This window comes from Streptomyces sp. NPDC001220, assembly GCF_053597895.1.
This window is the reverse complement of sequence record NZ_JBSFJE010000001.1, coordinates 775,778-800,418: the sequence shown is the minus strand read 5'-3', so window position 1 is coordinate 800,418 and position 24,641 is coordinate 775,778. Positions and strand designations below refer to the sequence as shown.

The following is a 24,641-nucleotide window of genomic DNA, read 5'->3' as shown; positions in this document are numbered from 1 at the left end:
CCCGCTCGCACCGGATGCGCCACGGGCGTCCGGGGGTCGTACCTCGTACGGCTCGCGCCCCGCGCGCGTGGTCGCGTGCGACCTCAGGATGGGAGCATGCCGAACCCCTTCCGGATCCGTGTCGCCGCCCTGGTCACCGCCCTGATGCTGCCCTCCCTGCTGGCCGGGTGCAGCGACGGCGCCAAGGACGGGGATCTGGCGGCACAGAAGCTGGACTGGAAGGCCTGCCCGGCCCCCGACGAGGCCGAGGGCGGTGGCGGCATCCCCTCGCCGCTGCCCGGTGGCGCCGCCTGGCAGTGCGCGACCATGAAGGCGCCGCTGGACTGGTCGAAGCCGAAGGGCGCCACCATCGGTCTCGCACTGATCCGTGCCGAGGCCAGCGGCGACGCGAGCAAGCGGATCGGCTCCCTGATCTTCAACTTCGGCGGGCCCGGCGGCAGCGGCGTCACCACGCTCCCCGCGTTCGGCGAGGACTACGCGGCCCTGCGCACCCGCTACGACCTCGTCAGCTTCGACCCGCGCGGAGTCGGCCGCAGCGACCCCGTCGAGTGCGAGAATGACGAACAGCTCGACAACTACTTCCAGCAGGACGCGACGCCCGAGACCAGCACCGAGCGCACCCAGCTGATCAACCGCACCAAGCAGTTCAACGCCGCCTGCGAGAAGAACTCCAAGACGATCCTGCCGCATGTACGCACCACCGACGCGGCCCGCGACATGGACCTCATGCGCCAGGTCCTCGGCGACAGGCAGCTGCACTACTTCGGCATCTCCTACGGCACCGAACTCGGCGGTGTCTACGCCCACCTGTTCCCTAAGAACGTGGGCCGGGCCGTCCTCGACGGCGTCATCGACCCCACCCAGAACCCCGAGCAGAGCTCGCTGGGACAGGCCAAGGGCTTCCAGCTCGCGCTCGACAACTTCGCCGAGGACTGCACCTCCAAGAAGGCCGAGTGCCCGATCGGCGACACCCCGCAGGACGTGAAGAACCGTATCGCCAAGCTCCTCGTGGACCTCGACACGAAGCCGATTCCCGGCATCCTCCCCCGACAGCTGACCCAGACCGCCGCCACCAACGGCATCGCGCAGTCCCTGTACTCCAAGGACTTCTGGGAGTACCTCACCGAGGGACTCGAAGAGGCGTACGACGGCGACGGGAAGATCCTGATGCTGCTGTCCGACTCCATGAACGGCCGTAGCCAGAACGGCGAGTACAGCAACATCACGGCGGCGAACATCGCCATCAACTGCGCGGACGAGAAACCTCGGTACACCGCCGACTACGTCCAGCAGAGGCTGCCCGAATTCCGGGCCGCGTCCCCGCTGTTCGGCGACTACCTCGCGTGGGGCATGGTCAGCTGCACGAGCTGGGCGGTGCCGGGCGCCGCCGACCATCCCGACGTCAGCGCGCCCGGGTCGGCGCCGATCCTGGTCGTGGGCAACACGGGCGACCCGGCCACGCCGTACGAGGGCGCGAAGAAGATGGTGGAGTCGCTGGGCAAGGGCGTCGGGGTGGAGCTGACGTACAAGGGGCAGGGGCACGGGGCCTACGACAGCAAGAACAAGTGCGTGCAGTCGACCGTGAACGGTTACTTGCTGGACGGGAAGGTACCGAAGGCCGGCACGGTCTGTTCGTGAGCGCGGAGGAGCCAAGAAACCGGCCGAGGAGCTAAGAAGTCGCAGGTCAAAAGGTTATCCACAGGCCGCAACAGCCTTCGCTCGATCCGCCTACTATGACCTGACCGCTTTCCGCGACGAACCTGCGGAGAGCCTGTGAGGGGGGTGTGCGCGCATGTTGCGTTTCGTACGATGGGCGGCCGCTGTTGCCGCGGGGCTGCTCGTGGCCGGGTGCGGCGGCGGGTCGTCCGGCGGGGGCGGGGACGAAGGAAAGACACGGTCCGAACAGCCGTCACCGGCCTCCACCGCCTCTGCCGCCCTGCCCTCCTCCCTCACCTCCCAGAAGCTCGACTGGGGCAGCTGCAAAGCCACTTCGGACTCCGCCGCGCCCAGTGGGGAGTGGCGGTGCGCGACCCTCAAGGTGCCGCTGGACTGGGCGAAGCCGGACGGGAAGACCATAGGGGTGGCGCTGATCCGGGCGAAGGCGAGCGGGGGTTCGGGCAAGCGGATCGGCTCGCTGCTGTTCAACTTCGGCGGTCCCGGCGGCTCGGGCGTCTCGATGATGCCGTACTACGCCACCACCGTCTCCTCGCTGCGCGAGCGGTACGACCTGGTGAGCTGGGATCCGCGCGGGGTGGGCGCCAGTGAGGGGATCAGGTGTCGCAGCGACAAGGACATGCGGTCCGCCGAGTCGATCGACGCCACCCCGGACACGGCGGCGGAGGAGACGGCGTACTTCAAGGACGCCGCCGCCTTCGGCAAGGGCTGTGAGACCGCGGACGGCGAGCTGATCGCGCACGTCTCGACGACGGACACGGCCCGGGACATGGATCTGATGCGCCAGGTGCTCGGTGATACGGAGATGCACTATTTCGGCATCTCGTACGGCACCGAACTGGGCGGTGTCTACGCCCACTTGTTCCCGAAGAAGGTGGGGCGGCTGATCCTGGACGCGGTGGTCGACCCGACCGCGGACTCGGTCGGCCACGCGAAGAACCAGACCGAGGGGTTCCAGCGCGCCCTCGACGACTACCTCAAGTCCACCGGACAGGACCCGGAACAGGGCTCGCAGAAGATCGCCGCCCTGCTGAAGAAGCTCGACAGCGAGCCGCTCGCGACCTCCTCCGGGCGGAAGCTGACCCAGACCCTCGCGGTCACCGGCATCGTCCTGCCGCTGTACAGCCAGGACAGCTGGCCGACGCTGACCAGCGCGCTCCAGGCGGCCGAGGACGGCGACGGCTCGGAGCTGCTGTCGCTCGCGGACCAGTACAACGAACGTGACTCCTCCGGGCACTACGGCACGACCGCCCACTCCCAGCGGGTCATATCGTGCCTGGACGACAGGCAACGGCCCACGCTCGCCCAGACGAAGAAGCTGCTGCCCGACTTCGAGAAGATCTCGCCCGTCTTCGGCGACTTCCTGGGCTGGGACACGGCCGGCTGGTGCCACGACTGGCCGGTGGCCGGGGAGTACGACACCCCGGAGGTGAGCGCCCCGGGCTCGGCCCCGATCCTGCTGGTCGGCAACACGGGCGACCCGGCGACCCCGTACGAGGGCGCCCGGCGAATGGCCGACGAGCTGGGCAAGGGCGTCGGCGTCGAGCTGACCTGGAAGGGCGAGGGCCACGGCGCGTACGGGCGCGGGAGCGACTGCGTGGACTCGACGGTTACCGGTTACCTGCTGGACGGCACGGTCCCGAAGGACGGCAAGGTCTGCTCATGACGAAGGCGGGGGCTCCGGGCGCCTGCCGCGCCCGAAACCCCCGCCCGTCGCAAAGACCGCGATCAGTAGACCGGCTTCTCCGGCTCGATCTGGTTGACCCAGCCGATCACGCCGCCGCCGACGTGCACGGCGTCCGCGAAGCCCGCGGACTTCAGGACCGCGAGGACCTCCGCACTGCGGACACCCGTCTTGCAGTGCAGGACGATCTTCTTGTCCTGGGGCAGGCCCTCCAGGGCGGTGCCGAGCAGGAACTCGTTCTTCGGGATCAGCTTGGCGCCCGGGATGGAGACGATCTCGTACTCGTTCGGCTCGCGGACGTCGATGATCTCGATGTTCTCGCCGTCGTCGATCCACTCCTTGAGCTGCTTGGGAGTGATCGTCGAGCCGGCGGCCGCCTGCTGGGCCTCCTCGGAGACGACGCCGCAGAAGGCCTCGTAGTCGATGAGCTCGGTGACGGTCGGGTTCTCGCCGCAGACCGCGCAGTTCGGGTCCTTGCGGACCTTCACCTGGCGGTACTGCATCTCCAGGGCGTCGTAGATCATCAGGCGGCCGACGAGGGGCTCGCCGGTGCCGGTGAGGACCTTGATGGCCTCGGTGACCTGGATGGAGCCGATGGACGCGCAGAGCACGCCCAGCACGCCGCCCTCGGCGCAGGAGGGGACCATGCCCGGCGGCGGGGGCTCCGGGTAGAGGCAGCGGTAGCAGGGACCGTGCTCGGACCAGAAGACCGAGGCCTGGCCGTCGAAGCGGTAGATCGAGCCCCAGACGTACGGCTTGTTCAGCAGCACGCAGGCGTCGTTGACCAGGTAGCGGGTGGCGAAGTTGTCCGTGCCGTCGACGATCAGGTCGTACTGGCTGAAGATGTCCATCACGTTCTCGGCCTCGAGCCGCTCTTCGTGAAGGACCACGTTCACGTACGGGTTGATGCCGAGGACGGAGTCGCGGGCGGACTCGGCCTTGGAGCGGCCGATGTCGGCCTGGCTGTGGATGATCTGGCGCTGCAGGTTCGACTCGTCGACCTCGTCGAACTCCACGATGCCGAGGGTGCCGACACCGGCCGCGGCGAGGTACATCAGCGCCGGCGAGCCCAGGCCGCCGGCGCCCACACAGAGCACCTTGGCGTTCTTCAGCCGCTTCTGCCCGTCCATCCCGACATCGGGGATGATCAGGTGGCGGGAGTACCTGCGGACCTCGTCTACGGTGAGCTCAGAGGCTGGCTCGACCAGGGGTGGCAGCGACACGGGGACTCCGTTGGTCGGTCAATCACTACAGATGTTCTCCGTGTAACACTGCCATGGCCATCTTCATTCCGAGACACCTGTCCCGACCCGCGAGACGATGTCGTCCCAGTAGCCGGGCATGTTCTCCCAGGGGTCCACGCGGCCGCCGTGATCCGTGCGGTCCGTGAAGTAGATGGTCGCGGCGCCCTGCCAGCGGGCGATGCGCAGTGCCTCGTCGAGGTGACCGCGGGGTATGCCGTGCACGAAATGGCAGAAGCGGTCCGGCGGGTAGTCCGCGGTCCACTCGGCGACGTGCGACCAGCGGTAGTCGCTCCACGAGCCGGCGAAGGTCACCAGCTGGTCGGCGTTCTCCGCGTAGCCCGGATGGGGGTGGGTGCCGTGACCGAGGACGATGTGGGGGGCGTCACCGATGGTGCGGAGCGTGGCGACGGCTCGGCGGATCTCGGGGAGCGCCGTGCGTTCGCCGGGGCAGCGCTCCAGCAGGAAGCCGTCGACGCGGTACCAGTCGTGATAGCGGCGGGCGTCGAGGACCAGGTCGCCGTGGGGGCGTGCGCCGTAGGTGGTGTCCAGGCGGCCCAAGACGCGGACGCCCGCGTTGCGGAGCCTGCCGACTGCTTCCAGGCAGTGCGGGTCGGGGCGGCTGCCGGGACCGTTCGCCACGTTGAGGACGACCCAGCGCAAAGGGGTGCCCGGGCGGGTGAGTTCGGCCCACTGCGCCGGGGCGAGGAGGGGGTGGGCGTAGCCGGGGATGCCGAAGGCGGTGCGGACGCCGGTGGCCGCGGCACCCGATCTGGTGCTGGTCAGATGCGGCATGCCGCCTCCATCCAGATGTCCGCGAGGGACTCTTCGAGGTTGATACGGGGCCGCCAGCCGAGCCGGTCGCGGGCGCAGCGCACGTCGGCCTGTTGCCAGCTGCCGCAGCCGTCCGGGTACGGGTAGGCGACCGGGGCCGCGTGGTCGGGGTCCAGGCGGGGGTGGCCGATGGGGCTGCGCATCGGGCCGGGCGGGCCGTCGAGTTCGTGCAGGGCGCCGCCGTATCCGGCGACCCGGGCGAGGACGGCGGCGGCGTCGCGGAGGCGGACGGCGCGGCCGGAGCCGATGTTGATGACACCCTGGGCGGCGGAGAGCGAGGCCGCGTGGACGGCGCGGGCGACGTCGCGTACGTCGACGAAGTCGCGCTGGGCGCCGAGGCCGCCGAGTTTGAGTTCGCCGTCGCCGGACTGCATGGCACGGCGCATGGCTTCGGCGAGGCGGCCGAGCGGGGAGCCGGCCGGGGTGCCGGGCCCGGCGGGCGAGAAGACGCGCAGCACGACGGCGTCCAGGCCCGACCCGAGGACCAGTTCGGTGGCGGCGAGCTTGCTGACGCCGTACGGGCCACCGGGGCGCGGTACGGCGTCCTCGGCCGTGGAGGAGCCGGGCTGGCTCGGGCCGTACTCGGCGCCGCAGCCGATCTGCACCAGGCGGGCGCCGCAGCCGCTTCGGCGCAGGGCCTCGCAGACGGTGGCGACGGCGACGGTGTTGTGCCGGGTGAGTTCCCGGGCACCGCCACGGGTGGCGCCGGCGCAGTTCACGATGACGCCCGGGTGGACCGCGTCGAGGAAGCGGGTGAGCGCACCGGGACTGCCGGTGGCGAGGTCGAAGCGGACGTCGGCGTCGTCGCCGCGGCCGAGCGCGGTGAGCTGGACGGCCGGGTCGGCGAGCAGCCGGTCGGCGACGAAGCGGCCGAGGTATCCGTTGGCTCCGATCAGCAGAACCCTCATCGCGTGGCTCCCGGGGTGTGCGCTCCGGCGACTCCGGTGGTTCCGGACGCTCCGGGTCCGGGTCGGGAGGTGGTCATCTGGCGGTCTCCTTCAAGGGGTGGTGCGGTTGCCTCCGGCGGGATGCCGGGCGCGTGCCGCCGCGACGGCACGGCGAGGCAGGCGAAGAGAACGGCGGCTCTGCTCACTCGGGGTCTCCCGTCGGCGCGTGGGCCGAGGCCCGGGTGAGAGTGCGGGTCGCCTGGAACAGCAGCGCCAGGGCCGCGACGCCGCAGACGAGTGCCGGGACACCGCCCGCGCCCCAGGCGCCGGCCACGGCGTCGACAGGGGTCGCGAGGAAGGCGCAGCCGGGCAGCCGGCCGGCCAGGACCAGCCCCACGGCGGCCGCTTCGGCGGCGGCGGCGAGGGCGAGGGCGGGGCGCTGCGGCACGTTGTGGACGGTCAGGAGGCGGGCGAGCAGCAGGAGGGCGCCCAGGGTGAGGGCCTCCGGGTAGCCGGCGGGTTCTCCGAGGGCGGCGCCGCACACGGCGAGCAGGACGGTGAGGACGCCCAGGTAGAGGGCGAACGTGCCGAGCAGCAGCGGCTGTACGGAGCCGGCGAACTCCTCCAGGCCCCGGCTGCCCGTGAGCCTGCGGCGGGCGCCCACCGTGAAGAGATGGGCGCTCCAGGCGGCGGGGGCGCAGGCCAGGGTGAGGGCCAGGACGGGCGCGGTGGTCACCGGCCAGGGGCCGTGCGCGGCGCCGGTCGGGAGGCCGTCGGGGCCGCCGTCCAGGATGGCGCGCAGGAGGCCGTTGCCGAGGAGGGCGTAGGCGAGGAGCCAGCAGGTCCACGCGCGCGTGCCGGTCACGGTGTGCCGGGCGAGGGGGCGGGCAGGCCAGGCGAGGGGGCCGCGGCGCAGGGCCAGGCCCACGGCCAGGGCGAGGGCGAGCAGGCCGACGGCCGCCGTCAGGAGGCGGGGGCGCCCCTCGGTGAGCCGTACGCCGGTCACCACCGCCGCGCCGACCGCGCCCGGCAGGAGGGTGAGCAGCGCCCAGTCGGCGCGCACGCGGGGCGCGGGCGCCGCTTCCGGGCGCGGACGCGGGTCGCCGTCGCGGGGCACGCGCGCGTAGAGCTCCTCGGCGAGCGAGAAGACGTCACGGTGCCGGAAGCGGGCGGCGGTCCGGTCGGTGACGCCGTGCGCTTCGAGGCCGGCCGCGATCTCCAGCGGGTCGACGGCCTGTTCGCAGAGGGCGCGGTGGCGGTGCATCAGCGCTTTCACGGGATCGGCGGCGCCTCGACGCGGGGAGGGTCCCCGGCTGCCCGCTGTGCCCGGGGCGGTCCGGGTGTAGCCCCCGCCGGCGACCGCGGCCGAATCCCCGGCCCCACTCCGGGACAGGGCGCCTTCCGAGCCGTCGTCCGCCGTGCCCAGGAGCCATTCCTCCGACCGCGCGTCCCAGGCGTCGGCCCCGCCGGGGCGCTCGGGCCGGTCCAGCTCGCCCGGCCCGCCGTTCACGGCGTCGTCCTCGTCGCCGTTCACAGGGCACCCTCCGGCGCCGCGAGCGGCGTCGCCCGTACCGGGGTCGGCCGCGGTGCGGCGCCCAGGGCCCAGCCGGGGCCGCCCCGGCTCACGACGCGGGCCGTCGGACCGGTCCAGCGGCCGGGGACATGGGCCTCGGCGGGAGCGGCGAACGGCAGCGGCTCGCCGGCCTCGTCGAGGACGACCCGGCGCACCGGGCAGTGCGAGACGATCTCCAGGTAAATGCCGTGAAATGCCGCGACGTTCTGCTCGACGGTGAACAGTTCGAGCGCCCGGGCGCGTGCCGCGGCTCCGAGGCGCTCACGGCGCTCGGGGTCGCGCAGCAGCGCCACGCACGCCTCCGCGAGCGCCCGCGGATTGCGCGGGGGTACGACGAGACCGGTGCCGCCGATGACCTCCACCACGGCGCCGACGTCGGTGGAGACGGTCGGGCGGGCGCAGAGCATCGCCTCGACGAGGCCGACCGGGAAACCCTCGACGACGCTGGAGAGGACGACGACCGATCCGGACGCGTAGGCGTCGGCGAGGGTCGGTGCCTCCGGGCCTCCGATCTCCTCGAAGGCGACCGGGTTGTCGCCCACGGCGTGCACTCCTTCGGCCTCGTCCGGGAAGAGCTGGGCGGCGAGCGCCTTGCAGTGGCCAAGGTAGGCCCGGCCCTCCGGTCCCGCCGGGGCGCCCACGACCCGCAACCGCGCCTTGGGCTCCTCCTTGCGGACCTCCGCGAAGGCGTGCAGCAGCGAGACCAGGTCCTTGGACGGTTCTGTCCGGCCGACCCACACGAGCGTGTCCGGGTCGGCCCGGTCCGGCGCCTCGCCGACCTCGGCGAAGCGGGCGGCCTCCAGGCCCGGGTGGACGGTGCGGATACGGGCGCGGTCGGCGCCGCAGCGCTCCTGCCAGCGGCGGGCGTGCGCGTTGCCGGGGGTGATGATCGCGGCGCGGCCGTAGACCTCGGCGGCGAGCCGGCCGTGGAACGCGGCGAGCAGGGCGCGCACGGCGGGGGTCGCCGCGTCGGGGCCGGAGGCGAGGTAGTGCGAGCGCAGTTGCACGCCGTACTCGGTGACCAGCAGCGGCACGTCGCAGAAGTGGCGCGCGAGCAGGCCGGGCAGGGCGGCCGGGCCGCCGGCGGTGGCGTGGCAGAGGTCGGTGGCGCCGAGGCCGTCGTCGTCGTACCAGTCGAGCGAGAGGGGGCGCAGGGCGCGTTCGAGGTGCGCGGCGACGGCGAGCAGATCCGGCACGCGCGCCTCGCGCGCCGTACCGAGTGCGCCGGGTGCGCGGCAGGCGCGCTCCAGGGTGCGCACGGCGCTGTCGGAGCGGAGTGCGCCGACCAGTCCGCCCTCGTCACGGGCGAGTTCGGCGAGTCCGTAGAGCGCGCTGCCGAAACGGTCCGCCAGATGGCCGGGTCCGGCACCGGAGCCGTCCGCACCGTTCGCGCCGTCCGCTCCGTCCAGGCCCACACCGTCCGGCCCGCCGACGCCCGGACCGGCGCACAGCACCGCCGCCAGCTCCCCGTAGCTCTCGACGAAGCGCCGGCGCGCGCGCCGGCCGTACGCGACCCCGTCCTCCTCTGCGGTCCACAGGGGCGCCGTCCGTACCCGGCTGACGTGCGGCGGCAACGGAAGCCAGCCCTCGTCCTCCTGACGCCTGCTGCGGCTGAGCGCGTAGAGGTCGAACTCGTGCTGCCCGAGCCCGCGCACGAGCCGGTCGCACCAGAGTCTGGCGTCACCGCTCACATACGGATAGCCACCCTCCGTAAGCAGTCCGATGCGCACGTGTGCACCCCCGATCGATCTCCCGTATGGGGAGCCACCGTTGCCTCGGTGGCTCGCAGCGGGACGAACGTATGCGGACAAGGCGGTGGCGCGACGGACGGTTGTCCATCGCGCCACCAAAAGGGGTGAACGGTCGTAACTTTCCCGTGCGCTTCGCGTTCGGTCGCGCTAAGAGATCAATCGACAGCGAAACGTCACATCGGGTTGTCTCCCGGGAGCTGCTGAAACGTCACGCCGACGCCAGTTCCCGCCGGGCCGCCCGGCGCCGGGCCGCGGCCTCGGGGTCGAGGGCGGGTACGGCGGCGAGCAGTTGCCGGGTGTACGGGTCCCGGGGGCTGTCGTAGACCTCGTCGGCGGGTCCGGTCTCGACGATCCGGCCGCGGCGCATCACCGCGACCCGGTCGCTGACCTGACGGACGACGGCGAGGTCGTGGGCGACGAAGACGAGCGCCAGGCCGAGTTCGCGCTGGAGCTCACCGAGCAGGGCGACGACCTGGGCCTGGGTGGTGACGTCCAGCGCGGAGACCGGCTCGTCGCAGACGATGACGCGCGGGTCGGCCGCGAGCGCCCGCGCGATGCCCACGCGCTGGCGCTGGCCACCGCTGAACTCGTGCGGATAGCGCTCGTAGTGCGCCCCTTCGAGCCCTACCCGCTCCAGCAGTTCGATCACGCGCCGCCGGATGCGCCCCTGGTCCCGTTCGCCCCCGGCGCGCAGCGGGTCGGCTATCGACTCGCCCACGCTGCGCCGGGGGTTGAGGGACGACACCGGGTCCTGGAAGACCATCTGGACGGCCGGCCGCACGCCCACGCGCGCGTGCCCCTCGTAACGCACCTCTCCCGCCGTCGGCTCCAGCAGTCCGACCAGCATCCGGCCGAGCGTCGTCTTGCCGCTGCCGCTCTCGCCCACGATGCCGAGGGTCTCGCCCCGGTGGACGGAGAGCGACACGTCGTCCACCGCGGCGAACGTCCCCTTGCCGCGCCCGAATTCGCGCCGCAGACCGGACGCCTCCAGCACGACCTCCTCGGACGCCTGTGAGGGCGCGCGCACCGCGTCCACGCGCGGGACGGCGGAGAGCAGTTCGCGGGTGTACGGCTGCGCGGGCGCCCCGAGCACGGCGGCGACCGGGCCCTGCTCGATCACGCGCCCGTGCCGCATGACGAGCACCTGGTCGACGCTCTCGGCGGCGACGCCCACGTCGTGCGTGACGAGCAGCAGGCCCATGCCGGTCTCGACGCGCAGGGTGTGCAGCAGGTCGAGGATCTGGGCCTGGACGGTGACGTCGAGGGCGGTGGTGGGCTCGTCGGCGATCAGCAGGTCGGGCTCGCAGGCGAGCGCCATGGCGATCAGCGCGCGCTGGCGCATGCCGCCGCTGAACTCGTGCGGGCGGGACCGGGACCGGCGGGGCGCGTCCGGGATGCCCACCCGGTCCAGGACCTCCACGGCACGCGCGCGTGCGGCCCGTCGCGACACGCGCGTGTGCACGCGGTACACCTCGGCGATCTGGTCGCCGATCGCGTAGTACGGGTCGAGGGAGGAGAGCGGGTCCTGGAAGACCATCGCCGCCTTGGCACCGCGCAGCCGTCGCAGTTCGTCGTCGGTGGCGGCCTGTACGTCGGTGCCGGCGACCTGGATCGTGCCGCCGACCTTCGCCCCCGTGCCGTGGTGCAGGCCCAGCAGTGCCGAGGCGACCGTGGACTTGCCGGAACCGGACTCGCCGACCAGCGCCAGGGCGGTGCCCGCCGCCAGTTCGAAGGAGAGTCCGTCCACGGCCCGCAGGTCGCCGAACTCGACGGTCAGATCAGTGACTTGGACGAGACTCATGCCAGTACCACCCGTCGGTCGGCCACCGCGTAGAGCACGTCGGCGACGGCGTTGGCGAGGACCACGAAGAAGCCGATGACCAGGACCATGCCGACGACGACGGGCAGGTCGACCACGGTGACGGCGTGGACGAGTTCCTGGCCGATGCCGGGAAGGCCGAAGAGGGTCTCGATGAGGACGGCGCCGCCCACGGCACTGCCGAAGTCGTTGGCGTTCAGGGCGATGATCGGTGCCAGGGCGCCGCGCAGGGCGTGCCGGCCGACGATCGACCGTTCGCCCACGCCGTAGGCCCGGAAGGTCCTGATGTGGTCCTCGGCGAGCGTCTCCAGCATCGACGCCCGGGTCATCCGGGCGAAGTAGGCCGCCTCGGCGAGCGCCAGGGTGAACCACGGCAGCAGCAGGTTCCAGGCCCACTGCTCGGGGTCGTCCGAAAAGGACACGTACTCCGGGAACGGCAGCAGCTCCAGTTGTCCGCAGATCACGATCATCAGGACGAGCCCGATGACGAAGACCGGCGTCGACATGCCCGCCAGGGTGAGGCCGGTCAGGGCGCGTTCGGTGAACCGGCCGCGCCGCCAGGCGGAGAGGATGCCGGTGCCGACCCCGAGGATCAGCCAGAGCACCATGGCGCCGATCACCAGGGACAGGCTGACCGGCAGCTTGGTCAGGATGATCTGGGTGACCTGCTGGTCGCTCTGGTACGAGAGTCCGAGGCAGGGCGCCGAGCAGTGCGCGACAGATGTGCCGGTCGAGTAGTCCTGGCCGGCGAAGATGCCCGACAGGAAGTGCCAGTACCTCAGGTACAGCGGGTCGTCGAGCCTGAGCTGCTGGGAGACCTGGTGCACCTGTTCCGGCGAGCAGCGCGGGCCGCAGGTGATCTGGGCGACGTCGCCGGGGGTGACGTAGAAGACGACGTAGACGATCACCGAGATGGCCAGCAGGGTGATCACCGCGCCGACGGCACGGCGCAGCGCGAATCCGGCGAAGCCGGTCATGACTGGGTCTCCTTCGCGGCGGCCGTGTCCGCCGTCTCCTTCGCGGCGGCCGTGGCCGCCGTCTCCTTCGCGGCGGCCGTGGCCGCCGTCTGCGTCGCGGTGGCCGCCTTCGCCTCCTGCTTGCGACCCGTGCCGACGCGCAGCCGGGAGGCCGACCGCGGGTCGAGGGCCGTGCGGATGCCGTCGCCGAGCACGGTGAGCGCGAGCACGGTCACGAACAGGGCGCCGGCCGGCAGCAGCAGGTACTGCGGGGCCGCCTGGTACCAGATGTTGGCGGAGGTCAGCATCTGTCCCCAGGACGGGGTCGGGGGCTTCACGCCGACGCCGAGGAAGGACAGCGAGGCCTCGATGGAGATGTTGGCCGGCACCATGAGCGCCGCGTAGGTGATGACGGGCGCGGCGAGACCGGGCAGCAGTTCCCGGCGGGCGATCCGCCAGGTGCTCCAGCCGCTGAGCCGCGCGGCGGCCACGTAGTCGAGGTTCTTCAGGGAGAGCGTCGCGGCCCGCGTGATCTTGCCGATGGTGCCCCAGGCGACGAAGCCGATGATGAGCGAGACCAGGACCGGCCGCGGAAAGCTGCCGGGCACGACGGCCAGCAGCGCCAGCGCCATGATGATCAGCGGCATGGCGACGATGATGTCGGTGACCCGGCTCAACAGTTGATCAACCCATCGGTTGCCGAGCGCTGCCGTGACTCCCACGATGACGCCGAGGACGACCTGCACGGTGGTCGCGGCCAGCGCGACGCCCAGGGAGACCCGGGCCCCGTACACCAGCCGCGCGAACAGGTCGCGCCCGGTCTGCGGTTCGACGCCCAGCCAGTGGTCGCCGCTGATGCCGCCGAGGGAGCCGATCGGGACGCCACCGCGCGCGGAGTCGATGAGCGACGGGTGGTAGGTGGTCGGGTCCTGGCCCTCCAGCGCGGTGAGCAGCGGCGCGGCGAGTGCGACCAGGACGAGCAGCGCGACGACGGCGGCCGCGACGAGGGCGGCGCGCTGTGTGCGCAGCCGCCGCCAGAACTGACGAGCCCCCGAGGCCCCCGAGGCGGGCGCCTCGGGGGCCTGGGCGGCGAGAAGTGCCTCGCTCACGGCGCTACTTCACCGAGACCTGGGAGATGTCCAGGACACCGGTCCAGTCGCTGATCACGACGTTCTTGATGTCCTTGCCGACCAGGCGCTTGTAGACCGGGTGGAACAGCGGCACGGTCAGGGCCTGCGCGCCGATCTTCTTGTCCAGTGCGCCCCAGCGCTGGGCGGCCGCGTCAAGGTCGGTCAACTTGTTGATCGCGTCAATCTCGGCATTGACCGAAGCATCGTTGAGCTGGGCCGAGTTGAAGTTCGCGCCGTCCTTGACGATCTGCCGGCCGTCGAAGATCGGGGCGAGGAAGGGACCGCCGGAGGGCCAGTCGGCACCCCACGCGGAGAGGAAGAAGCCCGGCTCGGTCTTCACGTTGTGGATCGTGTCGGAGTAGTTGTTGTCCTCCAGACCCTGGAGCTTGACCGTGATGCCGGCCTTCTTGAGGGCGTCCTGGATGGCGGTCGCGATCTCGGGGCTGGTCTTGAAGTTCTGGGCGTTGTCGTGGGTCAGCGTGACGGTGAGCCCGTTCGGGTAGCCCGCTTCCTTCAGCAGTTCCTTGGCCTTGGCCGCGTTGCCGGTATCGCCCGCGGGGAAGAGGTCGTACGGCGTGTAGCCGAAGGACTTCTGGTTGGGCAGGTAGGTGGTGGCGGCCTCGGCCAGCGCGCTGCCGCCCGCCGCGTTGACCACGGACGACCGGTCGACGGCGTACGAGATCGCCTGCCGCACCTTGGGGTTGTCGAACGGCTTGACCTTCGGGTTGAACGCTATGTAGTTCGTGTAGCCGAAGTGTCCGGTGCCCACACGCGAGGCGAGTTCCTTGTCGCCGGTCACCTTGGCGAGCTCGGCCGGGCCGAGGTTGGTGTCCGTGGTGACCGCGGCGGCGTCCGTCCCCTGGGACGCCGACAGCCGCTGGTTGATCACCGAGGAGTCGAGCCCGGACTTGACGTCGATCTTGTCCGGGTAGGCCTTGCGCTGGTCGTCGACGGCCGACGACCAGTAGGTGTTCCGTTCCAGCAGCAGGTGCTCACCGTCGTTCTCGTTCTTCACGACCTTGTAGGGGCCGGACGAGACCGGGTGCTCCTCGTACTTGGTGCCCGTGTCCTTGGCCTTCGGGACGGGCGTGAACTGCGTCTGCGTGGCCAGGAACGGGAACTCGCCCTCGGGCTTGTTCAGGTGGAAGACGATCGTGCGGCTGTCCGGCGTCTCGATCGCCGAGAGCCCCTTCTTGTCCTTGTACGGCCCCTGGTAGTCGGCGGCGCCCACCAGCCAGTCCCGCAGGTAGGGCGCGCCGCCGGAGAGTTCGGGGGCGAAGGAGCGCTCGATGCCGTACTTGATGTCGGCGGACGTGATCGCGGTCCCGTCCTCGTACTTGAGGCCCTTCTTCAAGGTGTACGTCCACACGGTCGCGTCCTTGTTGGGACGGCCGGTGTCGGTGGCCAGGTCGGGGACTACCTTGGCGCCGGCCGCGCCGTTCGCGCGGTTGCGGGTGGTGAGCGTACGGAAGACCAGGGAGGGCACGTTGCCGCCGCCGGAGGTGTACAGGCGGGCGGGGTCGAAGTCCGACTGGGGGTCGGAGTTCAGGACCGTGAGCGTGCCGCCCTTGTGCGGCGTGGAGTCGCCACCGGAGCCCTTGGCATCGTTGTCCTTCGGGCCGCAGGCGACGGCTCCGGCTGCCACGACCAGGCTGACGGATGCCACGGCCAGGCGGCGCGCTGTGGCGGACGGTTGACGCATCGGAATGACGACCTCTCGGAAGGCGAGTCTCGGTTGATGAGACAGATTGACGAGGAGTGAGACGAAAGTGAACAGACGTCTGCCCGGGCGTCAGGTCGTCGAAAGAGCCGTGACCGAGTCACGGCGAGGGAGAAAGATCGCGACGCGAACGCCCAGGGGCGAGGGTCAGCGACAGTGAATGTCGGCCACGCAGAGCGCGGTCACACCGATGAGCGCCAGCTCGATGGCGGCGCGCGCGGAGGCGTGAAGGGACGACATGCCCAGAAATATGTATGAACTTTCTGCCCATGTCAATGTGATGTATGCGCCACCTGTCAACTCTCGGGGTACGGCCAGGGGTTGGGCAGACAGTGGATTCCGTCGTGGTCGAGGAACTTGGTCTGCTGCTGCATGACCGGCGCAAGACCGCCGTCCTTGTCGCAGGTCACATGGCCGTAGCCGAGCCGGTGGCCGACCTCGTGGTTGATCAGCATCTGCCGGTAGGCGTGGATCTTGTCGCCGTACGTCTTGCTGCCCTGCGCCCACCGGTACGCGTTGATCATGACGCGTTCGGTGGCGGCCGAGTCGCACGACACGTTGTCCTCGGTCGTGTCGAGGCCGGACTTGGCGCACCACTTGGCGGTGGTGCCCGGGCTGGCAAGGGTGATCACGAAGTCGGGCTTGCCGGAGTAGACGCGCTCGAAGGTGCGGGCGCCGTCGTGGGCCCAGCTGCGGTCGTCGTTGAGCGTCTTCTGCACGGCCGCGGCGAACAGTTCGCCGTCCAGCCCCAGCCCCTGCTCCACGTCGACACGGTAGGTGTACTTCCGCCCCTTGCCGGGTGCCTTGGCGACCCCGGGCACGGCGTCGAACTTCCCGGATCCGGCCAGCTTGGCGCCGAGCGGGTACTTCTTGCCCATCGCCTGCTCGTACGAGAGCGTCGCCACGCGGGGCGAGGCGGAGACGGACGGTGTCGTACGGCCGTTGCCGCGCGAGGCGGCACCGTCGGTGACCCGCGCGTCGCCGGCGGCCGACTGGGACCGTACGCCACTGTCACCGCCGTCGGCGACCTGCCCGGCGACGATCACCGCGAGCACGGTGGTGACGGCGGCGGCCGCCACGCCGGTGAGGGCCCGCCCCTTGCCGCCCCTGGGCTGCGCGGGTTCGCCGGTGGGCGGCGCGTCGTCGTCGCCGGCGCCGCCGTACGGCTCGGCGGCGAGCGCGGAGGTGTGGGGGCCGGAGTCGAGCAGGGAGGCAGCCGGGCCGGAGGGCGGATACGTTTCCGCGCGCCGGCCTCCGATGCCGGTACCCGCGCCGGGGCGGGGCGTGAAGACGTCGGTGTCCTCGCCGAAGGCGTCGAGGTAGTCCTGCCGGGGCATACCGGGGCCGCCCCGCCGCTGCCGAGGTATGGACGGCCCGGCCGCCCCGGAAGCGGCGGCACCGGCCTGTCCGCCTACCTCACCCCAGCCACCGCCGGCTTCCCGCTGCTGGGGATGACCGCCACGGGACTGGGGCACACCATGGGCAGGCGTACCGTCCGGCAATCGGGGAACACCGTGGGCAGGCGTACCGTCCGGCAACCGAGGCACACCGTGGGCAGGCGTCCCGTCCGGGAACCGGGGCATCCCGTGCGCGGGCGTGCCGTCCGGTGGGCGCGGGCCGCCTTGAGCCGGCGCGCGGTTCGCCGAGCGCGGGAAACCACGGGCGGGCGTACCGTCCGCGAACCGCGGCACTCCGCCCACCGGCGTACCGTCCGGCAGCCGCGGCACCCCTTGAGCCGGCGTGCCGTCCGGCTGGCGCGGCATCCCACGCGCGGGCGTGCCGTCCGGCGCGCGCGGGGGACCTGTTTGAGGCGTGCCCTGGGTCGGGCGGGGTACCGGCCCGGTGCCTTCGCGCTCGCCCTTCCTCGGGTCGCTGTTCCGGCTCGTACTTATGCCGGTTATGTCCCCGACATCGCCTCTGGGGGCCGGACCACGGCGGCTGTGACGTCCCACCCGCCCCTCAGCTCCCCACGCCCGGCGCGACCGCACCGGCGCCCGACCCGTCGGCCTCCGCCAGCAGTTCACGGAACGCCCCGGCCACCGTCGCCGGGTACTCCATCATCGCCACATGCCCGGCGTCCGGCATGGACAGCAGCCGGGAGTGGCGGAAGCTACGCGCGGCCTTCTGGGCCATGCGGTAGCCGACCAGCTGGTCGCGGCCGCCGTAGATCAGCAGGGTCGGGGCGAGGACGCGCTCGGCCTGGCGCCAGAGCCCGTGCTGGCCGCCCAGGGTGTAGGCATTGACGATCCCGCGCGCGGACCGCGCCATCGCGTCCCAGAAGTACGGCAGTCGCAGCCGCCGCTCCAGCTCCTCCACCGCGTACTCGAACGCCTCGGGCGTGACCCGGCCGGGGTCGCCGTAGCAGAGGGCCAGCACGCCCCGTACCCGCTGTTCGGCGGTCCACTTGCCGGTCGCGCGGGTGAGCAGTCCGGCGACGCCGGGCAGGCCCAGCAGCACCGTCGGCATGGCCGTGCGCTGCACGCGCAGTTCGGGCAGGGCCGGTGAGACGAGTGTGAGCGTGCGGACCAGGTCGGGGCGGACGGCGGCGACGCGGGTGCTGACCGCGCCGCCGAGCGAGTTGCCGAAGAGGTGGACCGGACCGCGGCCGACCGCGTCGAGGTAGCGGATGACCGCGCGCGCGTGCCCGGTGACGGAGTAGTCGCCGTCGTCCGGTGGCGGGGAGTCGCCGAAGCCCGGCAGGTCGACCGCCTCGCCGTCGACGACGCCTTCGAGCCGCTGCATCAGGTCCGACCAGTTCTGCGAGGAGCCGCCGAGCCCGTGGACGTACAGCGCGGGCGGCAGACCCGCGCGCGCGGGCGGCCTGGACCGGACCGTGAGGGTGACGCCGGGCAGCCCGACCGTCCGCAGCCGCTCGCCCTCCGCGACTCTGACGGCCGCCGCCTTCGACAGCACGCTGGTGGGCGGCACTGAGGGCAGCTCGGTCGAAGACATGGGCCAATGTTACGAGACGATCACACAGTGATTCGTGTGTTCGCCATCACAGAACCGCCCGGCGAGCCATCGCGCCACAGGGCGGGCCGCCGGACCACAAGACGAGCCGCCGGGCCACGAGAAGGGTGAGCCGCCGCGCCACACCACGCACGGCCCTCCGGCGCCGACCGCGGACGGCCCGACACCCGACACCCGACACCCGACGCCCGACACCCGACGCCTAACGCCCGACGCCCGACGCCTGACGCCCGACCGCCGACGATCCGCGGGCCGGCCACCGGCCCGTCGGCGACCGGCCGCCGACAACTCGTCGACAAACTTCGGCAAGCCGTCGGTGCGGCCGTACGGCCGGCGGTCGACGGCATGGAGGCGGACCGCTGTCGACGGCACAGAACGGCCGTCGACGGCATAGCGTCCGCAACCGCTGTCTCCTAGGCTCATAAAGAGGGCACCCGTTTATGGCCCCCTGCTTCTGCCAGGGACATTCGATGGAAGGGAGCCCACGATGGCCTATGACCCCACCGACCCCGACATGCTCGACGATCTGCGACTGGAGGCGGAGGACGCCCCGGAGATCGACGTCGAGGCCCCCGAGGGCGATGCAGCCGAGCAGCACACGGACGTCGCGCCGTCCCGTGACGACGCGCTCACCGGCGTGGACGAGGACCGCGCGAACGAGGCCGATCTCATCGAACAGGCGCGCGTGGTCTCCCTCGACGAGGAGGACTACCGCTGACCGCGAAGGCTCCGGTGGGTCCGTCTGGCCTGTCCGCATTTCCCGGTGCGGCTTTCGCCGTCGTCCGGTACGTGAAATTCTGCGCTCGCACCGCGCACAGCACGGTTACCGAAAAGTACGATGGCCGGGCGGCGTAATCCGCATGTGGACGATTTTGGGAGGCGGCGTGACAGCCATCGAGCAGACAGAGGCGGCGCGCCCGCGGGGCACGCGCCTGCCGCGCCGTGCCCGTCGGAACCAGTTGCTGGGCGCCGCCCAGGAAGTTTTCGTCGCGCAGGGGTATCACGCGGCCGCGATGGACGACATCGCCGAACGCGCCGGTGTCAGCAAGCCGGTGCTCTACCAGCACTTCCCGGGCAAGCTCGACCTCTACCTGGCCCTGCTGGACCAGCACTGCGACGCCCTGATCCATGCGGTGCGCGGCGCGCTCGCGTCGACGACCGACAACAAGCAGCGCGTCCGGGCGACCATGGACGCGTACTTCGCGTACGTCGAGGACGACGGCGGCGCCTTCCGCCTCGTCTTCGAGTCCGACCTGACGAACGAGCCCGCGGTGCGCGAGCGCGTCGACAAGGTCACCACCGAGTGCGCCGAGGCGATCTGCGACGTGATCGCCGAGGACACCGGTCTCTCGCGCGCCGAGTCGATGCTGCTGGCCTCCGGCCTCGGCGGCCTCGCCCAGGTGGTGGCGCGCTCCTGGCTGCACAGCGACCGCAGCGTCCCGCGCGACCAGGCGGTGCAGTTGCTGGCCTCGCTGGCCTGGCGGGGCATCGCCGGCTTCCCGCTGCACGGCACCGACCACCACTGAGGCCACCACTGAGGCGTCGCGGGCCTGTCGGCACGGAATTCCCGTTCGCTGTTCGCTCCTGGCGTGCACGCCCGCAGCGTGTACGTCCCCTTACCGGGCTAATGTGTGCAGCGTACGGCGCGGAAGGTCGCGCACTTAACTGACCGTCGGAGGGACATAGCCGTGGAGGTCAAGATCGGCGTGCAGCACGCGCCCCGCGAGATCGTGCTGGAGAGCGGTCTCAACGCCGAGGAGGTCGAGCGCCTCGTCGCCGACGCGCTGGCCGGCAAGTCGCAGGTGCTGTCCCTCGAGGACGAGCGCGGCCGCAAGGTGCTGGTCCCGACGGACCGCCTGGCGTACATCGAGCTCGGCGAGCCGACGGTGCGCAAGGTGGGCTTCAGCGCGGTCTAGCCACAGCAGCACGGAGGGGCCCGTCGGACGTCTGTCCGACGGGCCCCTCCGTCATGTCCGCTCTCCACATCCGGCCCACAAGTCACCCACAGAGGAGGATTGCATTCCGCAGGTCACGGGTATGACGGCCTACGACCGTGAAGCACCGGCCGGCCGTGGGAGGGACCCCTCGTGATGCTGCTGGAAGTCCTAGGATCCGCACTGCTCGGCCTGGCCCTTTCGTGGGCCGCGGCCAGCCGCCTTTCCCACCGTCTTCCGGCCCGCCCCCTGGTGTTCTCCACGGGTGTCGCGGGAGCCCTCTTCGGCGACTTCGTCACCCACAGCGCGCTCGGCCCCGACACGGTCCTGGTGAGCCTTCTGGGTGCCGCGATCGTCGCGGCGGCCTCCCTCTCGCTGCTGCTCCGCCCGGCGGGCCGCCACCTGCGCCGACGATCAATCCCGGCGTAGCGCCCCCGAAGGGGCGCGGGGAACTGCGCGACCAGCCACCACGCACCCGCAGCCGCAGCCGCAGCCGCGCAACTCCCCCTGATTGCCCCACCAGGCGGAGCGCTAGGCGGCCAAGCCCAGCGCAGCCATCCGCTTCGTGTGCGCCTCGGTGATCCGCGAGAACATCCGCCCCACCTCGGCGAGGTCGAACCCGTCGGCCACCCCGCCCACCAGCATGGTCGACAGCGCGTCCCGGTCGGCGACCACCCGCTGGGACTGCGACAGCGCCTCCCCCATCAGCCGCCGCGCCCACAGCGCCAGCCGGCCCCCCACACGAGGGTCGGCGTCGATGGCCGCCCGCACCCTGTCCACGGCGAACCCGGCATGCCCGGTGTCGTCGAGCACGGCGAGCACCAGCTCGCGCGTGTCCGTGTCCAGCCGGGCCGCGACCTCCCGGTAGAAGTCGCTGGCGATCGAGTCGCCGACGTACGCCTTGACGAGGCCTTCCAGCCAGTCCGACGGCGCCGTCTGCCGGTGGAAGCCGTCGAGGGCCGCGACGAACGGCTCCATCGCCTGCGTCGCGTCCTCGCCGATCTCCGTCAGCCGGTTCCGCAGCCGCTCGAAGTGCTGGAACTCGGCCGACGCCATCTTCGCCAGCTCGGCCTTGTCCACCAGCGAGGGCGCCAGCTTGGCGTCCTCCGCGAGGCGCTCGAACGCCGCGAGCTCGCCGTACGCGAGGGCGCCGAGCAGGTCCACGACCGCGGCACGGTACTGCGGGTCGGCGGCCGCCTGCGCCCAGTCCTGGGCGGCGACACCGGTCGGTTCGGCGGAGGCGGTCTCAGGCTTGTCAGAGCTCGTCATGAAGCGCACAATAGCCCGCCCGCGGCCTCCGGGAAGCCCCGGGGAATGCCCCGGTCTTCTCGGGGAAGCCCCGAGAAGTCCCGGACAAGTAACCGAGAACCCGCTGGTCAACCACTGTGACTACCACGACGTGACCGAATCGGCCATCGCATGTGCACGATTCCGGGGTATGGTGGTAATGCGCCTGCTGGTACGCCGTCGTATTCGGACGTACCTCGACAGGCCGCACGTATGAGGATGCCCGGTCGGTGGCCCGATCGGCTCCGACCCGACAGCCCTCCCGGCGCGTACGGCACATCGCGTACGACGACCGGAGGGACACCTCAGCGGTACGAGCGCTAGAGCGTTGGTAGAGGTCCCGTGTCATACGGCGTGCCCCACACGGCGGCCGTAAGGCAGCCGACGTCCCCCGGCACGGTCCGTCAAAGACCCCCGCGCTCGCCTCGGACCGCGACACACAGAAGAGGCAGCACCCTGACTACGACGTTTCGAGAACTCGGGATCCTTCCCGAGACCGCCGAGGCCCTGGAAGCCGTCGGCATCATCAACCCCTTCCCCATCCAGGAGATGACGCTCCCGGTCGCCCTGTCCGGCACCGACGTCATCGGCCAGGCCAAGACCGGCACCGGCAAGACCCTCGGTTTCGGTCTGCCGCTCCTGGAGCGCGTGACCGTCCCCGCCGACGTGGAGGCCGGACGCGCCGCCCCCGAGGCCCTCACCGACGCACCGCAGGCGCTCGTCGTCGTCCCCACGCGCGAGCTCTGCACCCAGGTCACCAACGACCTGCTGACGGCCGGCAAGGTCCGTAACGTGCGCGTGCTCGCCATCTACGGCGGCCGGGCCTACGAGCCGCAGGTCGAGGCCCTGAAGAAGGGCGTCGACGTGGTCGTCGGCACCCCGGGCCGGCTCCTGGACCTCGCGGGCCAGAAGAAGCTGAACCTGAAGCACATCAAGTCGCTCGTCCTGGACGAGGCCGACGAGATGCTCGACCTGGGCTTCCTGCCCGACGTCGAGAAGATCATCAACATGCTTCCGGCCAAGCGCCAGACGATGCTGTTCTCGGCGACCATGCCGGGCGCGGTCATCGGTCTCGCCCGCCGCTACATGTCGCAGCCCACGCACATCCGCGCCACCGCGCCGGACGACACGGGCGCGACCGTCGCGAACACCAAGCAGTTCGTCTACCGCGCGCACTCCATGGACAAGCCGGAGATGATCGCCCGCATACTGCAGGCCGAAGGCCGCGGACTGGCGATGATCTTCTGCCGGACCAAGCGCACGGCCGCCGACATCGCCGAACAGCTCCAGCACCGCGGGTTCGCCTCCGGCGCGGTCCACGGCGACCTCGGCCAGGGCGCCCGCGAGCAGGCGCTGCGCGCCTTCCGCAACGGCAAGGTGGACGTCCTCGTCTGCACCGACGTGGCCGCGCGCGGCATCGACGTCGAGGGCGTCACCCACGTCATCAACTACCAGTCCCCCGAGGACGAGAAGACGTACCTGCACCGCATCGGCCGTACGGGCCGCGCGGGCGCGAAGGGTACGGCGATCACCTTCGTCGACTGGGACGACATCCCGCGCTGGCAGCTCATCAACAAGGCGCTGGAGCTGGGCTTCCCCGAGCCGGTGGAGACCTACTCGACCTCTCCGCACTTCTTCGAGGAGCTCAAGATCCCGGCCGGCACCAAGGGTGTCCTGCCGCGTTCCGAGCGCACCCGGGCCGGGCTCGAGGCGGAGGAGCTGGAGGACCTGGGCGAGACCGGCGGCCGTGGTGGCCGCGGTCGCGGTGGCCGGGACGACCGTCGCGACCGGGGCGCGGCGCGCCCCGAGGAGCGCGAGCGTTCGGCCCGCACCCCGCGTCGCCGCCGTCGCACCCGCGCCGGTTCGGCGCTGGACGCGGCATCCGGTACGACGTCCTCGGCGCCGGTCGCCGAGTCCGCGTCCCCCGCCGCCGAGTCCGTCACGGCGTCGGAGCCCGCGGGTTCCCGCACCCCGCGCCGTCGTCGCCGTACGCGCGGCGGGGCGTCGCCGGAGCAGCCGGTGGCGGCCGCCGCCCCGGAGACCGTGACGCCCGAGGCGGTCGTGGAGACCGTCGAGGCCGTGGTGGAGACCGTCGCTCCGGAGAAGCCGCGTCGCCGTCGGACCCGCAAGTCCGCGGAGGCCGCGGTGACGCCGGCCGAGGTCACGGAGGCTCCGCAGGAGACCGCCGAGACCATCCAGGCCGTCGAGGCCGTCGAGGCCCCGGTGACGCCGGTCCGCCGCCGCACCCGCAAGGCCGCTGAGCCGGCCGAGGCCGTGGTGACGGCGCCGGAGCCCGAGGTCGCCGAGGAGCCCAAGCCGCGCCGCACCCGCAAGACCACGGCCGCCGCCGCCCAGACGGCGGTGGACACGGCCGAGGCCACCGAGGCCAAGCCGCGCCGGACCCGCAAGACGGCAGCCGCCGCCGCAGCGGCCGTCGACACCGCCGAGGCCACCGAGGCCAAGCCCCGCCGCACCCGCAAGGCCGCTGCCGCCGCTCCGGCGACGGCCGAGGCCGTGACAGAGGCGGAGGTCGCCAAGCCGCGCCGTACCCGCAAGACGGCAGCGGCCGTCGACACGGCCGAGGCCACCGAGGCCAAGCCGCGCCGGACCCGGAAGACGGCCGCCGCCACCGAGACGGTCGCCGCCCCGGAGACCGCCGAGACCGCCGAGGCCAAGCCCCGCCGCACCCGCAAGACCGCGGCCGCCGCCCAGACGGCGGTGGACACGGCCGAGGCCACCGAGGCCAAGCCGCGCCGGACCCGCAAGACGGCAGCTGCTGCCCCGGAGACCGCGCAGGTCGCCGAGGTCGCCGAGGTCAAGCCGCGCCGGACCCGGAAGGCCGCCGTCGACACCGTCGAAGGCGTCGAGGTCAAGCCGCGCCGGACCCGCAAGACGGCGGCTGCCGCCGGTGCGGAGATTCCGGCGCAGGCCAGCGAGGAGCCTGAGGTCAAGCCGAGGCGTCGTACCACCCGCAAGGCGGCCGAGCCCGTCGAGGCGGTCGGCACCGCCGACGCGGCCGACGCGGAGGCGAAGCCGAAGGCCCGCCGGACCCGGAAGGCCGCCGCGGCGGCTCCCGAGGCCTGAGCACCTCACCGAACGGCCCGGCCCACCCTGTGTGGACCGGGCCGTTCGGCGTTCCCGGCCCGCCGCGCCTCCGCCGCCCACCACCCACCGCCGCGCC

Annotated in this window: 20 protein-coding genes; 7 read left to right on the top strand and 13 right to left on the bottom strand. The window is 72.0% G+C overall.

Features of this window, described 5'->3' with window-relative positions:
- Nucleotides 1-96: 96 nt before the first annotated feature.
- Complete coding sequence (locus tag ACWDGI_RS03765; RefSeq protein ID WP_450754963.1) at nucleotides 97-1,638, top strand: alpha/beta hydrolase; 1,542 nt, start codon at nucleotides 97-99, stop codon at nucleotides 1,636-1,638.
- Nucleotides 1,639-1,792: 154 nt separating this feature from the next.
- On the top strand, nucleotides 1,793-3,340 hold the full coding sequence (locus ACWDGI_RS03760; RefSeq protein WP_450754961.1) for an alpha/beta hydrolase: 1,548 nt from the start codon (nucleotides 1,793-1,795) through the stop codon (nucleotides 3,338-3,340).
- Nucleotides 3,341-3,402: 62 nt separating this feature from the next.
- Here ACWDGI_RS03760 and moeZ read toward each other — a convergent pair whose 3' ends face one another.
- From moeZ to ACWDGI_RS03700, 12 genes are all read right to left on the bottom strand, one after another.
- The gene (gene moeZ, locus ACWDGI_RS03755; RefSeq protein WP_450754959.1) at nucleotides 3,403-4,581 is read right to left on the bottom strand and encodes an adenylyltransferase/sulfurtransferase MoeZ; all 1,179 of its coding nucleotides are present in this window, start codon (nucleotides 4,579-4,581) and stop codon (nucleotides 3,403-3,405) included.
- Nucleotides 4,582-4,644: 63 nt separating this feature from the next.
- Nucleotides 4,645-5,394: a spherulation-specific family 4 protein gene (locus ACWDGI_RS03750; protein WP_450754957.1), complete on the bottom strand. Its 750-nt coding sequence runs from the start codon at nucleotides 5,392-5,394 to the stop codon at nucleotides 4,645-4,647.
- A complete protein-coding gene (locus tag ACWDGI_RS03745; protein WP_450754956.1) occupies nucleotides 5,382-6,341 on the bottom strand; it encodes an NAD-dependent epimerase/dehydratase family protein in 960 nt (319 codons plus the stop codon). The genes ACWDGI_RS03750 and ACWDGI_RS03745 overlap by 13 nt, the downstream gene beginning before the upstream one ends.
- 181 nt (nucleotides 6,342-6,522) lie before the next feature.
- The gene (locus ACWDGI_RS03740; protein WP_450755303.1) at nucleotides 6,523-7,596 is read right to left on the bottom strand and encodes a hypothetical protein; all 1,074 of its coding nucleotides are present in this window, start codon (nucleotides 7,594-7,596) and stop codon (nucleotides 6,523-6,525) included.
- A 254-nt stretch (nucleotides 7,597-7,850) separates the two neighbouring features.
- The gene (locus tag ACWDGI_RS03735; RefSeq protein ID WP_450754954.1) at nucleotides 7,851-9,623 is read right to left on the bottom strand and encodes a DUF3492 domain-containing protein; all 1,773 of its coding nucleotides are present in this window, start codon (nucleotides 9,621-9,623) and stop codon (nucleotides 7,851-7,853) included.
- 229 nt (nucleotides 9,624-9,852) lie between these two features.
- On the bottom strand, nucleotides 9,853-11,445 hold the full coding sequence (locus ACWDGI_RS03730) for a dipeptide ABC transporter ATP-binding protein (RefSeq protein ID WP_450754952.1): 1,593 nt from the start codon (nucleotides 11,443-11,445) through the stop codon (nucleotides 9,853-9,855).
- On the bottom strand, nucleotides 11,442-12,440 hold the full coding sequence (locus tag ACWDGI_RS03725) for an ABC transporter permease (protein WP_450754950.1): 999 nt from the start codon (nucleotides 12,438-12,440) through the stop codon (nucleotides 11,442-11,444). The genes ACWDGI_RS03730 and ACWDGI_RS03725 overlap by 4 nt, the downstream gene beginning before the upstream one ends.
- Nucleotides 12,437-13,528 carry an ABC transporter permease gene (locus tag ACWDGI_RS03720; RefSeq protein ID WP_450754949.1) on the bottom strand — a complete coding sequence of 364 codons (1,092 nt, stop codon included), beginning with the start codon at nucleotides 13,526-13,528 and terminating at the stop codon, nucleotides 12,437-12,439. Before ACWDGI_RS03720 ends, ACWDGI_RS03725 begins: the two co-directional genes overlap by 4 nt.
- Before the next feature lie 4 nt (nucleotides 13,529-13,532).
- On the bottom strand, nucleotides 13,533-15,251 hold the full coding sequence (locus ACWDGI_RS03715) for an ABC transporter substrate-binding protein (RefSeq protein ID WP_450754948.1): 1,719 nt from the start codon (nucleotides 15,249-15,251) through the stop codon (nucleotides 13,533-13,535).
- A 165-nt stretch (nucleotides 15,252-15,416) separates the two neighbouring features.
- A complete protein-coding gene (locus tag ACWDGI_RS03710; protein WP_351321593.1) occupies nucleotides 15,417-15,509 on the bottom strand; it encodes an Ms4533A family Cys-rich leader peptide in 93 nt (30 codons plus the stop codon).
- 56 nt (nucleotides 15,510-15,565) lie between these two features.
- Nucleotides 15,566-17,221 (bottom strand): DUF3152 domain-containing protein, encoded by a 1,656-nt coding sequence (locus ACWDGI_RS03705; RefSeq protein WP_450754946.1) that lies wholly within the window; start codon nucleotides 17,219-17,221, stop codon nucleotides 15,566-15,568.
- Between the two features lie 7 nt (nucleotides 17,222-17,228).
- A complete protein-coding gene (locus ACWDGI_RS03700; RefSeq protein WP_450754944.1) occupies nucleotides 17,229-18,221 on the bottom strand; it encodes an alpha/beta fold hydrolase in 993 nt (330 codons plus the stop codon).
- Nucleotides 18,222-18,726: 505 nt separating this feature from the next.
- Here ACWDGI_RS03700 and ACWDGI_RS03695 point away from each other — a divergent pair.
- The 4 genes from ACWDGI_RS03695 (at nucleotide 18,727) to ACWDGI_RS03680 (ending at nucleotide 20,602) form a co-directional block, all read left to right on the top strand.
- Complete coding sequence (locus ACWDGI_RS03695; RefSeq protein WP_450754942.1) at nucleotides 18,727-18,957, top strand: hypothetical protein; 231 nt, start codon at nucleotides 18,727-18,729, stop codon at nucleotides 18,955-18,957.
- A 166-nt stretch (nucleotides 18,958-19,123) separates the two neighbouring features.
- Entirely contained in the window at nucleotides 19,124-19,765 is a 642-nt protein-coding gene (locus ACWDGI_RS03690; RefSeq protein ID WP_360476773.1) for a TetR/AcrR family transcriptional regulator, read from the top strand.
- 162 nt (nucleotides 19,766-19,927) lie between these two features.
- A complete protein-coding gene (locus tag ACWDGI_RS03685) occupies nucleotides 19,928-20,155 on the top strand; it encodes a DUF3107 domain-containing protein (protein WP_046730492.1) in 228 nt (75 codons plus the stop codon).
- A 174-nt stretch (nucleotides 20,156-20,329) separates the two neighbouring features.
- A complete protein-coding gene (locus tag ACWDGI_RS03680; RefSeq protein WP_450755302.1) occupies nucleotides 20,330-20,602 on the top strand; it encodes a hypothetical protein in 273 nt (90 codons plus the stop codon).
- A gap of 102 nt (nucleotides 20,603-20,704) precedes the next feature.
- Here ACWDGI_RS03680 and ACWDGI_RS03675 read toward each other — a convergent pair whose 3' ends face one another.
- Nucleotides 20,705-21,451, bottom strand: coding sequence for a ferritin-like fold-containing protein (locus ACWDGI_RS03675; RefSeq protein ID WP_450754940.1), 747 nt, complete (start codon nucleotides 21,449-21,451; stop codon nucleotides 20,705-20,707).
- 558 nt (nucleotides 21,452-22,009) lie between these two features.
- On the opposite strand from ACWDGI_RS03675, the gene ACWDGI_RS03670 reads away from it, so the two are divergent.
- Nucleotides 22,010-24,544: a DEAD/DEAH box helicase gene (locus ACWDGI_RS03670; protein WP_450754938.1), complete on the top strand. Its 2,535-nt coding sequence runs from the start codon at nucleotides 22,010-22,012 to the stop codon at nucleotides 24,542-24,544.
- Nucleotides 24,545-24,641 lie beyond the last annotated feature (97 nt).

Excerpts from the sequence above, each read along its gene's own strand:
- ACWDGI_RS03765 (WP_450754963.1), top strand. The coding sequence starts at position 97 with ATGCCGAACCCCTTCCGGATCCGTGTCGCCGCCCTGGTCACCGCCCTG.
- ACWDGI_RS03760 (WP_450754961.1), top strand. The coding sequence starts at position 1,793 with ATGTTGCGTTTCGTACGATGGGCGGCCGCTGTTGCCGCGGGGCTGCTC.
- ACWDGI_RS03750 (WP_450754957.1), bottom strand. The coding sequence starts at position 5,394 with ATGCCGCATCTGACCAGCACCAGATCGGGTGCCGCGGCCACCGGCGTC.
- ACWDGI_RS03745 (WP_450754956.1), bottom strand. The coding sequence starts at position 6,341 with ATGAGGGTTCTGCTGATCGGAGCCAACGGATACCTCGGCCGCTTCGTC.
- ACWDGI_RS03730 (WP_450754952.1), bottom strand. The coding sequence starts at position 11,445 with ATGAGTCTCGTCCAAGTCACTGATCTGACCGTCGAGTTCGGCGACCTG.
- ACWDGI_RS03725 (WP_450754950.1), bottom strand. The coding sequence starts at position 12,440 with ATGACCGGCTTCGCCGGATTCGCGCTGCGCCGTGCCGTCGGCGCGGTG.
- ACWDGI_RS03715 (WP_450754948.1), bottom strand. The coding sequence starts at position 15,251 with ATGCGTCAACCGTCCGCCACAGCGCGCCGCCTGGCCGTGGCATCCGTC.
- ACWDGI_RS03710 (WP_351321593.1), bottom strand. The coding sequence starts at position 15,509 with ATGTCGTCCCTTCACGCCTCCGCGCGCGCCGCCATCGAGCTGGCGCTC.
- ACWDGI_RS03700 (WP_450754944.1), bottom strand. The coding sequence starts at position 18,221 with ATGTCTTCGACCGAGCTGCCCTCAGTGCCGCCCACCAGCGTGCTGTCG.
- ACWDGI_RS03695 (WP_450754942.1), top strand. The coding sequence starts at position 18,727 with ATGGCCTATGACCCCACCGACCCCGACATGCTCGACGATCTGCGACTG.
- ACWDGI_RS03680 (WP_450755302.1), top strand. The coding sequence starts at position 20,330 with ATGCTGCTGGAAGTCCTAGGATCCGCACTGCTCGGCCTGGCCCTTTCG.
- ACWDGI_RS03670 (WP_450754938.1), top strand. The coding sequence starts at position 22,010 with ATGACGCTCCCGGTCGCCCTGTCCGGCACCGACGTCATCGGCCAGGCC.